The organism is Seohaeicola sp. (assembly GCF_048006315.1).
Classification (GTDB): Bacteria; Pseudomonadota; Alphaproteobacteria; order Rhodobacterales; family Rhodobacteraceae; genus Seohaeicola.
In genome coordinates this window covers 367286-380257 of the sequence record NZ_CP180350.1, presented here as the reverse complement: position 1 = coordinate 380257, position 12972 = coordinate 367286, and the positions used below count along the sequence as shown (strand labels likewise).

Genomic DNA, 12972 nt, shown 5'->3' with positions numbered 1-12972 from the left:
GGCGATCAGCCCTTGAGGCTGGCAATGACGGCATCCATCTGCCGCGCCAGAAGCCAGCTGTCGCCCGCCACGGCCACGAAATCGAAGCCGCGCGCGAAATAGCCGCGCGCCAGGTCCGGGCCGAAGCCAAGGATGCCGATGGGCTTGCCTGCGTCTGCGGCAAGGCTGCGGGCATGGTCGATCATGGCCTGCGCATCGGGGTGTTGCGCGCCGCCCAGGTGACCCATGGCCGCCGACAGATCGGCGGGGCCGACAAAGATCGCATCCACACCCGGCACCGCCGCGATCTGCGGGATGGCCGCCACCGCCTGCGGGGTTTCGACCTGCACGATCACGCAAAGATCGTCGACATGGTCTTTCAGATAACCCGGATCGCGCCCGTAATTGTTGGCCCGCGTGGTCATGGACAGCCCGCGCATCCCGTGCGGCGGATAGCGCGTGTAGCTGACGGCGCGGGCCGCATCCTCGGCGCTGTCGATCATCGGAAACATCAGGCTGCGCGCGCCCAGATCCAGCACCCGCTTGACCGTCACGGGTTCGGCGCTTGGCACCCGCACCACGGCTTCGACCGGTCCCGCCATGGCCGCCCGCAGGTGATGCACGACGGAATCCAGCCCCGTGGGCGAATGTTCCATGTCGATCAGCAGCCAGTCCGCGCCGCTGCCTGCGGCGATTTCCGTGGCGGCGGGTGCATCCAGCGACAGCCACAGCCCTGCCATGGGCCGCTTTTCGGCCAGACCTGTTTTCAGACGATTGCGCGACATGGAACCTCCCGTTTCCTCAGCCCTTGACCTGACCGCTATAGCCGCAATTCCCGCAGCCCCCAAGTCCCGAAGGATCCTCCGATGACCAAGACCCCCGATACACTGCGATCTGCCCGATGGTTCGCCCCGGACGATCTGCGCAGCTTCGGCCACCGCTCGCGCATGATGCAGCTCGGCTATGCCGAGGAAGAGTTCCGGGGCAAGCCAATCATCGGTGTCCTGAACACATGGTCCGAGATCAATTCCTGCCACGGCCATTTTCCCGAACGCGCCAAGGAGGTGAAGCGCGGCGTCCTGCAGGCCGGGGGCTTTCCGGTCGAGATGCCGGTGCTGTCGGTGGACGAGCAGTTCACCAAACCCACCTCGATGATCTATCGCAACATGCTGGCGATGGAGACCGAGGAGGTGATCCGCTCGCACCCCTTTGACGGCGTCGTGCTGATGGGGGGCTGCGACAAGACCACGCCCGCGCTGATCATGGGGGCGCTGTCGGCGGGCGTGCCCTTCATCTACATGCCTGCGGGGCCGATGCTGCGCGGCAATTACGCGGGGCGCGTGCTGGGATCAGGCTCGGATGCCTGGAAATACTGGGACGAGCGACGCGCGGGCAATATCTCGGACGCGGAATGGCGCGGCGTGCAGGGCGGGATCGCGCGCAGCCACGGGGTCTGCATGACGATGGGAACCGCCAGCACGATGACCGCCATCGCGGATTCGCTGGGCCTGACGCTGCCCGGTGCCTCGTCGATCCCCGCCGTCGACAGCAACCACGGCCGCATGGCCAGCGGCAGCGGGCGGCGCATCGTCGACATGGTCTGGGAGGATCTGACGCCCGACCGGATCGTGACCCCCGCCGCCGTGCGCAATGCCGCAATCGTGGCGATGGCGACGGGCTGTTCCACCAATGCGGTGGTGCATCTGATCGCCATGGCGCGGCGGGCGGGTGTCGATCTGAGCCTTGACGATCTGGATGCGCTGGGGCGCGTGACGCCCTTGCTGGCCAATATCCGCCCCTCGGGCAGCGATTACCTGATGGAGGATTTCTATTACGCGGGCGGTTTGCTGGCGATGATGAAGCAGATATCGGACCGGCTGGACCTGTCCTGCATGACGGTGGCAGGCACCACGGTGGGCGAGAATATCGCCGCCGCGCAGGTCTACAATGACGACGTGATCCGCCCGTTGTCGAACCCGGTCTATGCCGAGGGGTCGCTGGCGGTGCTGCGCGGCAACCTGTGCCCCGATGGCGCGGTGATCAAGCCCGCCGCCTGCGATCCGAAATTCTATACCCATGAAGGCCCGGCGCTGGTCTTCGACAGCTACGCGCAGATGAAGAAGGCGGTGGATGACGAAACCCTCGAGGTGACGCCGGATCATGTCATGGTGCTGCGCAACGCGGGGCCGCTGGGGGGGCCGGGCTTTCCCGAATGGGGGATGCTGCCCATTCCCAAGGCGCTTCTGAAACAGGGGCATCGCGACATGCTGCGGATTTCGGACGCGCGGATGTCGGGCACATCCTATGGCGCCTGCGTGCTGCATGTCGCCCCCGAGGCGTTCATCGGCGGGCCGCTGGCCCTGCTCAAGACCGGCGATACCGTGCGGCTGGATCTGGCCGCGCGGCGTCTGGACATGCTGGTGCCCGAGGCCGAGCTGGAGGCGCGCCGCGCCGCATGGACCCCGCCGGAACCGAGGTATCAGCGTGGCTGGGGCTACATGTTCTCGAAACACGTGGGGCAGGCCGATACGGGCTGCGATTTCGACTACCTGACACGCGCACATGGCCCCGCCGCGGGCGAGCCGGATATTTTCTGATGGGACATGATCTTGACATCGCCTTGACCGGCATCTCGGGCATCCTCGTCACCCCCTATGACTCGCAAGGCGAGATCGCGCCGGATCGGCTGGAGCCGATCATCGACCGCGCGCTGGGGGCAGGGATGCATATCCCCGTGGTCAACGGCAACACGGGCGAATTCTATGCGCTGACAACGGATGAGGCCTGCGCCATGGCGGCGACGGTCGTGGGGATGGTCGGTGACCGTGCGCCCGTTCTGGCCGGTATCGGGCGCGGCATCCGCGATGCCTGCCGTCTGGCGCGGGTGTCGGCGGATGCCGGGGCGGCGGCGCTGATGGTGCATCAGCCGCCCGATCCCTTCGTGGCCCCGCGCGGGATCGTGGACTATCTGCATGCGATCAACGACGCGTCCGGCGGGTTGCCGATGATGCTTTACCTGCGAAATGACGCGATCGGCACCGATGCCATTGCCGCACTCTGCGCGGTGCCCGGCGTGCGCGGCGTCAAATGGGCCACGCCCAATCCGATGCGCCTGGCCGAGGCGAAAGCCGCCTGTGATCCGGGCATCGTCTGGGTTGGCGGCCTGGCCGAGATCTGGGCGCCCGCCTTCTATGCCGTGGGGGCGCGGGGCTTTACCTCGGGGTTGATCAATGTCTGGCCGGAACGGTCGATGGCGATCCATGCAGCACTTGAGGCGGGGGACTTCGCCCGCGCCAATGCGCTGATCGCAGGCATGAAGGCCTTCGAGGATATCCGCGCCGCCGAAATGAACGGCACCAACGTGACCGGCGTCAAGGCCGCACTTGCCGCGATGGGGCAGGACTGCGGGCCGACGCGTCCGCCATCGGCCTGGCCCCTGACCGACGCACAATCCGCGCAACTGGACCGGTTCCTGCGCGAAAACAACCTGACCTGAAGGACCTGCAACATGACTTTCATTCCCCACGGACGCCACCTGATCGCAGGCGACTGGATCGCCGGTGCGGTGACGTTCCGCTCTGACCCGGCGCATGGACCGGCCCACGCGTTCTCCGAGGCGACGCCCGCGCTGGTCGATCAGGCCTGCCGCGCCGCCGAGGATGCGTTCTGGACCTATGGGCAGACGACCCGCGCGGAACGGGCTGCCCTGCTGCAGGCCATCGCCGACGAGATCGAGGCCCGCGCAGCCGCCATCACCGAGATCGCCTGCCAGGAAAGCGGCTTGCCGCAGGCGCGCATCGAGGGCGAGCGGGGGCGCACCACGGGGCAGTTGCGCCTCTTCGCCGGGCATATCCTGAACGAGGATCACCTGGATATCCGTATCGATCCGGCCTTGCCGGATCGCCAGCCGCTGCCGCGCCCTGACATTCGCATGATCCAGCGGCCGCTTGGCCCCGTGGCGGTGTTCGGCGCGTCGAACTTTCCGCTGGCCTTTTCGACGGTGGGCGGCGACACCGCATCCGCACTGGCGGCGGGCTGTCCGGTGGTGCTGCGCGGCCATCAGGCGCATCCCGGCACCGCCGAGATCGTGGCCGAGGCGATCCATGCCGCGATCCAGCGCTGCGGGATGCCTGCGGGTGTCTTTGCGCTGTTGCAGGGGGGCGGCAATGCGGTGGGGCAGGCGCTGGTCACGCATCCGCTGATCCGCGCCGTGGGCTTTACCGGCAGTCTGCGCGGAGGGCGGGCGCTGTTCGACCTCTGCGCCGCACGGCCCGAGCCGATCCCGTTCTTCGGCGAGCTGGGCAGCATCAACCCGATGTTCCTGCTGCCCGCCGCCATGGCCGCGCGGGCGGAGGGCATCGCACAGGGCTGGGCCGCAAGCCTGACCATGGGGGCAGGTCAGTTCTGCACCAATCCCGGCGTGGTCATCGCCGTCGCCGGTCCCGATGCTGAGCGCTTTGCCGATACGGCCTGTGCCGCGCTGGGGCAGGTGGCGGCCCAGACCATGCTGACCGGCGGCATCGCCGAGGCTTACCGGGCGGGCTGCAAAACCGCCTGTGAGGCGCCGGGTGTGCAGACGCTTGCCTCGGGCGCGGCCGAGGGGCGCGCGGCGCTGCCGGTGCTGCTGCGCGTGAGCGGCGATGACTGGCAGGCCAATCCGGCCCTGCATCACGAGGTCTTCGGCCCGCTGGGCATCCTGATCACCGTCCGCGACACGGACCAGATGATCGAGATCGCCCGCGCCCTTGAAGGGCAGCTGACCTGCACCTTGCACATGGAGGACGCCGATACCGATCTGGCGCGCCGCCTGATGCCGATCCTTGAGCGCAAGGCGGGCCGGGTGCTGGCCAATGGCTATCCCACGGGGGTCGAGGTCTGCGATGCCATGGTGCATGGCGGGCCCTATCCCGCCAGCACGAATTTCGGCGCGACAAGCGTGGGCACCATGGCGATCCGCCGGTTCCTGCGGCCTGTCGCCTATCAGAACATGCCGGGCGCGCTGCTGCCCGCCGAACTGCAAGAAGGATGAACGTGATGGACGAGACCCTGCGCGAGACTTTGATGGGTGTCTCCGTCGCCACGCTGGCGACGGTGCTTTACAAGCGCGGATTGCGCAGCCAGGTGATCCAGGGCGTGCATCCGGTGGCGCCCAAGGGGCGCAACATGGTGGGGCCTGCGGTGACCCTGCGCTATATCCCCGCGCGCGAGGATCGCAACGGCATCGCGGTGTTCCGCAATGCCGACCATCCGCAGCGTGTGGCCGTCGATACCTGCCCTGCGGGTGCCGTTCTGGTGATGGACAGCCGCAAGGACCCGCGCGCGGCATCGGCGGGCGATATCCTTGTCACCCGGCTGATGATGCGCGGTGCCGCTGGCGTTGTCACGGATGGCGGTTTCCGCGACGCGCAGGATATCGGCGGTCTGGACATCCCCGCCTATCACGCGCGCCCTTCCAGCCCCACGAACCTGACGCTGCACGAGGCGCTGGATCTGAACGTGCCTATCGGATGCGGCGATGCGCCGGTCTTTCCCGGCGACATCATCGTGGGGGATGCCGATTGCGTCATCGTGATCCCGCAGGACATCGCCGCCGAGGTGGCAGCCGAAGCCGCCGAGATGACGGTCTACGAGGATTTCGTCGTCGAACAGGTCAAGGCCGGTGCCTCGATCATCGGGCTCTATCCTGGCACCAGGCCCGAACATGGCGAGACCTTCGCCGCATGGCGCAAGGAAAAAGGGCGCTGAGGGCGTTTCACACGCTGCCCTGACGCCACGAAAAAAGCCGGAGGGGAGACCCTCCGGCTTTGTCGTTTTGGATAGCGTCTTGCCGTTTAGCGCTTGGCGCGTTGCGCGGCCTCGGCCTTGAGGGTTTCGGCAAGGCTGACGCGGGGGGCATCCGCTTCCTCGTCCCAGGCGTCCGAGCGTTCGCGCGAGTTGATCAGCAGGGCCAGAAGCGCCAGCGCAAGGCCGATCACATCGGTCAGAAGCCCCGGATTGATCAGCGTCAGCGCCGCCGCCACCAGCAGGGTCCGCGCCAGCCATCCGGTGGGGCGCAACAGGAACCCGGCCAGACCCGCCGCAAGGAATGTCACCCCCATCGTGGCGCTGAAAGCGGTCAGCACGATCTCGGTCCAGGTGCCGATCATCAGCAGCGAGGGTCCGAAGACGAACATGAAGGGGATGATGTAGCCGGTCAGACCCAGCCGCACCGCCATCCACGACGTCGCCATGACCGGCGATTGTGCGATGCCACAGGCAGCATAGACAGCGATGGCCACGGGGGGCGTGATCGCGGACAGGATCGCGTAGTAGAAGACGAACATATGCGCCGCCGGGATCGACACGCCCATGTTGACCAGCGCCGGCACCAGCAGCGCCACCTGCACGATATAGGCGGGGGTGGTGGGCATCCCCATGCCCAGCACGATACCCGCGATCATCGTCAGGATCAGCGCGAAGATCAGCTGCTGGCCCGCCGCCGCCTTGACCAGACCGGTGAAGGTCAGCCCGAGGCCGGTCTGCGCGATCACGCCGATCACGATGCCCGCCGTGGCACAGGCCAGCGCCACCGCGACCGAATTGATCGCGCCGGATTCCAGCGCCTCGATCACCTTGGGCAGCGTGACCTCGTGACGGGTGGTCTTGCGCATCATCACCACGGGCAGGATCGACAGGATCCCGCACAGCGCCGAGAAGGGGGCGGAATAGCCGCTCATCAGCATGCCGATGATCGCCACCAGCGGCAGGAACAGATGCCCCTCGTCCTTGAGGACTTTACCGACACGTGGCAGATCAGCCTTGGGAAGGCCCTTCATGCCGCGCTTGCGCGCCTCGAAATGCACGGCCAGGAAGACGGCCAGAAAATACAGAAGTGCAGGCAGCAGCGCATAGCCCGCCACCGTCAGATAACTGACCCCCATGAATTCGGCCATCACGAAGGCGGCGGCCCCCATGATCGGCGGCATGATCTGCCCGCCGGTCGATGCCACAGCCTCGACCGCGCCCGCGAATTGCGGACGGTACCCGATGCGCTTCATCAGCGGGATCGAAAACGTGCCGGTGGTCATCACATTGGCCACGGCAGAGCCTGACACGGACCCGAAAAGGCCCGATGTCACGACCGCCACCTTGGCCGGGCCGCCCGCCGCATGGCCCGTGAGTGCCAGCGCGAAATCCATGAACAGCTTGCCGATACCGAACCGTTCGGCCATCGCGCCGAAGATCACGAACAGCACCACATAGGTGGCCGAGACCTGCGCCGGCACGCCGAACAGCGCATCGGTGGTCATGTATTGATATTCCAGCAACCGCACGAGGTCCGCCTGGGTGAAGAACACCTGATAGGACAGAAAGATCAGCGCGGTCAGCGGCAGGATGAAGCCGATCGCGCGGCGTGTCGCCTCGAGGATGGTGACCATCATCATCACGGCAAAGACCTGATCCATCACCGAGACAGGACCCACATAGGCCATGCGCGTGTTGAAATAGGTCTGGTTGATCAACGGATAGCTGGCCGCGGCCAGCGCCGCGCACATGAAGGCGATGTCGATGAAACCCGGTGCCTTGCCGCGCCGCGCCGCCGTCATGGGCAGTGCCAGATAGGCCAGCGCCATCGCAAAGCCGAAATGGGTCGCGCGCAAGGTAAAGGCGTTGGGGGGGCCGAACCAGGCCACATAAAGGTGAAAAAGGCTCATTGACACCGCGACCGCAACGGTCAGGCGCCGGAGCCAGACATCAAGTGCCTGCATCGCGTTCATCCGCCAGAAAAAGGGGTAGGGACGGGCCGCGCATGGCGGCCCGCCGGTCGACCGGGCTTATTTGCCCGCGTTCGCCTCGTAGAAGGCCTTGGCGGCTGCGTGCAGCGGCACACCGCCCGGGTCCATCATCTTCTCGAGGGTGATGTCACGCATCGCGGCACTGATCGTGGCCATGTCGCCGCGCAATTCCCACAGGTTGGTCATCAGGGCGGTCACCACGGCATCGTCCAGATCGCAGCGGCCGATCAGCTGGGTCATGTAGCCCACGGCCGTCACATCGCTGTCCTGTCCGGGATAGGTGCCCGCCGCGATGGTCAGCGAGGCATAGCCGGGGTTGATGGTGTCACGCATCTTGCCGATGAAATCCTCGGTCAGCGGGATCATGGTGATGTCGGTCGAATTGGCAAGGTCCATGATCGCCGAAGCGGGCGCGGTCGTGCCCGCGCTGAACATGTCGGCATTGCCATCCTGCACAAGGCCCACGCCATCCGAATAGGACACATAGTCGACGCTGCGCATGTCTTCGTAGCTCAGGCCTGCGGTCTGCAGGATGGCGCGCATCACCTGTTCGGCGGTATTGCCCACGGGCTGTGTGGTGATCCGCTTGCCCTTGAGGTCCTCGACCGCGGCGATGCCGCTGTCCTTGGGGGTCGCCATCTGGAAATACTGCGGATAGAGCGTGGCCATCAGGCAGATGTTGTCGGCCTTGCCCTCGAAGGGCGCGCGGCCTTCCAGCGCGTCCACCACCGAGATCGAGTTGCCGAAGGCCAGATCGGTCTGGCCGCCCTGCACGCCCTGCGCGTTGGCGACACCGCCACCCGGCAGCACCTGAACGCTGATGCCGTCATCCGACAGCATCGACTGGATCGCGCCGCCAAGCGGGTACCACGATCCACCCTGCGGGCCGGTCATGATCTTGATCTGCTGTGCATTGGCCTGTCCTGCCACAGCCGCCATTGCGACCGCACCGGTCAAAAGAATTCTACGCATCGGTTCCTCCCTGTAAGCGCATCGTCTCCGCGAGCGTGGCATTGCCAGCGCGGGATTGCTTGTTCTGAACGGCCAGTCTCCTTCCGGCCATGTCCATTGGCTGCACTCCAACAGAGGACGCTTTGCTTGTCAAATATATTTACAACATCAAAGGACAACTGGCCGCAGCCCGCCACGTGCGGGGGATCGCGGGGGCTTGCCTGTGGTGCATGATTGCCGTCAGGATCGCGCAAGGTGCCTCACCGCCCGTCGCCCCGCCGTCACGGCAGGCGATGCCGCCATTGGACAAGGAAAAGGCCATGATCCTCGTGACCGGTTTTCAAAGCTATGCAGGCCGCAGTGCCAACCCGTCCGAGCAGGTCGCGCAAGCACTGGATGGCATGACCATCGGTGGCATGGCGGTGCAGGGGCAGGGCCTGCCCGTGGACTTTTTCAAGGTCAGGCGCGACCTTCCGGCCTTGATCGACACCCTGCGCCCCCGCGCGATCGTGTCCTTGGGCCTGTGGCCGGGCGAGCCGATGATCCGGATCGAACGGATGGCCGCCAACTGGTCATGGTTCGAACTGGCGGACAATGCCGGCCATCGCCAAAACGGCAAGGTGGTGGATGATGGGCCGGACGGCTATCTGACCAGCTTGCCCGCCGATGCGATGCAGGAGGCGATCCGGTCCTCGGGGCGGCCATGCCGCCAATCGGGCAGTGCCGGCACATATCTGTGCAACGCCACCACCTATATTTCGCTACACCATTGCATACGGAATCACCCCGATACAATTTCCGGCTTTATCCATCTTCCGTATCTGCCCGCACAGGTGGCAGAGCTGCTTAACGAAGTGGCGAAAGAGAGCCGCCTTGAAATTCATCAGCGGGCTGATCTGGCCTCGATGAATCTGGATGACATGGTCGAGGCGCTGAAGATCGGGCTTGGCGTCATCGCTCGTTCCTGCAACTGAGAGCCGCCTGAGGAGCCAAGGAACCAAGGGTTTTTTGTTGTCTTGCAAACATTTTTTCCGGTGTGGCCGGATTGATGTCTGTGCGGTTCGCAGAGCTTGGTGAGGATGCAACGGCGGCTCGATGAGGCTTGCCAGCGCGGAACTGATTGCCGTAGCGTCAAATAATTCCAATCACGAGTGTTGACAGATTTTTCGTCAGAGGCCTAGGCTTGGGCTACTTAACAAACATATGTTTGGCTGAGTCTCTGATCGGGCAGCAGGATCATTGGATACGCCCTTGGGCGTGACAATCGACAAGGCACTGGAGAAGACGGAATGACGGTATTTGTGACATTGATCGTTGCGGTTGTCCTCGCGATCCTGGTGATCCTTTTCCTGAACCGCTATTACCGCAAGGCCACCCGAGAGGTCAGCCTGGTGCGGACCGGTGCCGGTGGGCAGCGGGTCGTGCTGGACGGCGGCTGTCTTGCGCTGCCCTTCCTGCACAAGGTGTCCGAAGTTAACATGCGCACCACCAAGCTCGAGATCGAGCGGTTTGGGCCGAAGTCCATCATCACCAAGGATCGTCTGCGCGTCGATGTGGGCGCGGAATTCTATGTGCGTGTCCGGGCCAGTGCGGAAGGTGTCGCCACGGCGGCGCAGGCGCTGGCGGGCAAATCCTTTCGCTCGGCCGATCTGGCCGAAACCCTTGAGGGCAAGCTGGTCGACGCGATGCTGTCGGTTGCCGCGCGCTACACGATGGATGAATTGCAGGACAATCGCGCAGGCTATGCCCGTGAAGTGTCCGAGGTTCTGACCGACAATCTGGCGCAGAACGGTCTTTTGCTGGAATCCGTGTCATTGACCCGGATCGACCAGACGCCGTTCCACGCTCTGGATGAAAACAACGCCTTCAACGCTTTGGGTATGCGCCGTCTGGCCGAGATCATCGCGGTCAACAAGAAGGAACGCGCCGTCATCGAAGCCGATGCCGAAGTGGCCGTGCGCCAAAGCCAGCTGGATGCCACCAAGCGCAAGCTGACGATCAGCCGCGAGGAAGAAGAGGCGATGATCACCCAGCAGCGCGAGATCGAGATTGCGCGCTCGCGCTCGATGGCGGAAACTGCCGAGGAACAGGCGACATCCGAAAAGCGGCGCGAGGCCGCGCGCATCGCCCGTGAGCGCGAGGTCCGTCTGACCGAGATCAGCAAGGATCGCGAACTGCGCGAGCAAAGCCTTGCCGCCGAACTGGCGACCGCCCTTGCCAAGACCGAGAATGCCGTGCGCCTTGCCGCCAAACGTGTGGAGGAAGCCCATGCCGAGGCCGAGGCGATTGCCGCCACCGCCGCCGGGGCCGAGGCCGAAGAGAAGGTGCGCACCATCCGCGAACAGGCCGCAGCCGACCGCGAAAAGGTGCTGGCGCTGATCCGCGCCACCGAACAGGCCGAGGTGGACGATACCCGCGTGCGGTCCGAAGTGGGCACGATGCTGGCCATGGCCGAGGCAGAGGCAAAGGCCATGCTGGATCGTGCCGAGGCGCAGAAGGCAAAACTGATGGCCGAGGCCAAGGGCCGCGCCGCGGTGATCGAGGCCGAGAATGCGCAAAGCAGCGAACTGATGGCGATGAAGCTGGACGAGGCGCGCATCCGCACCCTTCCCGAAGTGGTCGAGCGCATGCTCAAGCCCGCCGAGAAGATCGAAAGCATCCGCATCAACCACATCACCGGCATGGGCCATTCGGGCGGCTCGGGTGGCGAGGGCGGTGGCGGCGATGGCAGCACGGTCAACCAGCTGGTCGATGGTGTGCTGTCGATGGCGCTTCAGCTTCCGGCCGTGCAGCGGTTGGGCGAGGAAGTCGGCATGAACATCGGGGACGGTGTGCGCGGCGTGACCTCGCAACTGGACCGCCGCAGCAGCGGGTCATCCCGCGCCACGAAAACGGACGGCAAAACGTCCGACACCAAGGACTGATGCGATCAAGGGCGTGCAACGCAGACTGCATCCGTCACAACCCCAACAGGAGAGACTGCCATGACTTTTTCGCGTAGGAGTTTTCTTGCCGGATCTTCCGCACTGGCCCTGTCATCGGCCCCGATCATCGGGCGCGCGCAGGGTAGCGACAAGATCATCTTCGCCTCGATCCTTGACCTTTCGGGGGGCCTCGACATCTATGGCGCACCGATGGCCGAGACCACCAAGATGGCGATCGACGACATCAATGCCGCCGGTGGCCTTCTGGGCCGCGAGGTTGAACTGAAACTGTATGACGCCCAGTCGACGATCCAGTTCTACACCCAGTATGCCACCCAGGCCGCCGCAGGCGACCGGGCCCATACCGTTCATGCCGGCATCACCTCGGCCAGCCGCGAGGCGATCCGCCCGACGCTGGCGCGCTTCAAGACCCTCTATTTCTACAATACCCAGTACGAGGGCGGTGTGTGCGACTACAACACCTTCTGCACCGGATCGACCCCGGCGCAGACCGTGGCCAAGGTCGTGCCCTATGCGATGAACAAATGGGGCAAGAAGGTCTACATCGTCGCGGCTGACTACAACTATGGTCAGATCACCGCGCAGTGGATGCAGCGCTTCGTCAAGGAAAACGGCGGCGAGACGCTGGATGTGGAATTCTTCCCGCTGGATGTCACCAACTTCGGCCCGACCATCAACAAGATCCAGACGGCAAAGCCCGATTTCGTGATCTCGGCACTGGTCGGCGGCGCGCATGTGTCCTTCTACCGCCAGTATGCTGCGGCGGGCATGAACAAGGAAATCCCGATCGCCTCGACCACCTTCGGGGTGGGCAACGAGCAGACCCTGATCTCGGCCGAGGAAGGCGACGGCATCATCGCGTCCTATTCCTACTTCGAGGGCGCGAACAACCCGACCAACACCGAGTTCCTCGCGCGGCTCGAGGCGCGTCTGGGCGCGGGCCGTCCGGTGATGAACGAACTGGCCGTGCGGTCCTATGAGGGCGCGATGCTCTGGGCCGAGGCGGTGAGGATGGCCGGCACGCCCGACCGCGACCCGGTGATCGAGGCGCTGCGCTCGGGGCTGTCCTACAACGGACCCTCTGGCGCCGTGGCGGTCGATCCGCAGACCAACCACTGCAACATGAACGTCTATATCGGCGATCTGAAGGACCAGAAGTGGAATATCGTGGAAAGCTACGAGGCCCAGCCCCCTGCGGATACGCAGCTTGTCTGTGACCTGGTGGCCAATCCCGATCAGTCCACCTTCCTGTTCGAAAACGGTCTGGCTGCAGCCGGGATCGAATAACACAATGCGGGTCCGGCCTTCGGGCCGGACCCCCT

At 65.0% G+C, this 12972-nt stretch carries 10 protein-coding genes; 7 read left to right on the top strand and 3 right to left on the bottom strand.

The genetic code is table 11. The features are described from left to right. Positions 1 to 5: 5 nt before the first annotated feature. Positions 6 to 764 carry an HpcH/HpaI aldolase family protein gene (locus ACMUJL_RS01975; RefSeq protein WP_375570822.1) on the bottom strand — a complete coding sequence of 253 codons (759 nt, stop codon included), beginning with the start codon at positions 762 to 764 and terminating at the stop codon, positions 6 to 8. Positions 765 to 845: 81 nt separating this feature from the next. On the opposite strand from ACMUJL_RS01975, the gene araD reads away from it, so the two are divergent. From araD to ACMUJL_RS01955, 4 genes are read left to right on the top strand one after another with little or no spacing between them, the layout of a single operon-like run. Beyond that, positions 846 to 2576, top strand: a complete 1731-nt coding sequence (gene araD, locus ACMUJL_RS01970) for an L-arabinonate dehydratase (RefSeq protein ID WP_068295005.1) — start codon at positions 846 to 848, stop codon at positions 2574 to 2576. After that, the gene (locus ACMUJL_RS01965) at positions 2576 to 3475 is read left to right on the top strand and encodes a dihydrodipicolinate synthase family protein (RefSeq protein WP_068295008.1); all 900 of its coding nucleotides are present in this window, start codon (positions 2576 to 2578) and stop codon (positions 3473 to 3475) included. Before araD ends, ACMUJL_RS01965 begins: the two co-directional genes overlap by 1 nt. A gap of 12 nt (positions 3476 to 3487) precedes the next feature. Further along, the gene (locus tag ACMUJL_RS01960; RefSeq protein WP_375570825.1) at positions 3488 to 5008 is read left to right on the top strand and encodes an aldehyde dehydrogenase (NADP(+)); all 1521 of its coding nucleotides are present in this window, start codon (positions 3488 to 3490) and stop codon (positions 5006 to 5008) included. Between the two features lie 5 nt (positions 5009 to 5013). After that, positions 5014 to 5724 carry a ribonuclease activity regulator RraA gene (locus ACMUJL_RS01955; protein ID WP_375570827.1) on the top strand — a complete coding sequence of 237 codons (711 nt, stop codon included), beginning with the start codon at positions 5014 to 5016 and terminating at the stop codon, positions 5722 to 5724. An 86-nt stretch (positions 5725 to 5810) separates the two neighbouring features. Here the strand turns inward: ACMUJL_RS01955 and ACMUJL_RS01950 are convergent, their stop codons facing one another. After that, the gene (locus ACMUJL_RS01950) at positions 5811 to 7727 is read right to left on the bottom strand and encodes a TRAP transporter permease (protein WP_416914097.1); all 1917 of its coding nucleotides are present in this window, start codon (positions 7725 to 7727) and stop codon (positions 5811 to 5813) included. Positions 7728 to 7793: 66 nt separating this feature from the next. After that, on the bottom strand, positions 7794 to 8726 hold the full coding sequence (locus ACMUJL_RS01945) for a TAXI family TRAP transporter solute-binding subunit (RefSeq protein ID WP_416914096.1): 933 nt from the start codon (positions 8724 to 8726) through the stop codon (positions 7794 to 7796). A gap of 299 nt (positions 8727 to 9025) precedes the next feature. Between ACMUJL_RS01945 and ACMUJL_RS01940 the strand changes: the two genes are divergently transcribed. From ACMUJL_RS01940 to ACMUJL_RS01930, 3 genes are all read left to right on the top strand, one after another. After that, complete coding sequence (locus tag ACMUJL_RS01940; RefSeq protein ID WP_375570833.1) at positions 9026 to 9679, top strand: hypothetical protein; 654 nt, start codon at positions 9026 to 9028, stop codon at positions 9677 to 9679. A gap of 315 nt (positions 9680 to 9994) precedes the next feature. After that, the gene (locus ACMUJL_RS01935) at positions 9995 to 11629 is read left to right on the top strand and encodes a flotillin family protein (RefSeq protein WP_375570835.1); all 1635 of its coding nucleotides are present in this window, start codon (positions 9995 to 9997) and stop codon (positions 11627 to 11629) included. A 60-nt stretch (positions 11630 to 11689) separates the two neighbouring features. Beyond that, entirely contained in the window at positions 11690 to 12937 is a 1248-nt protein-coding gene (locus ACMUJL_RS01930) for a transporter substrate-binding protein (protein ID WP_375570837.1), read from the top strand. Positions 12938 to 12972 lie beyond the last annotated feature (35 nt).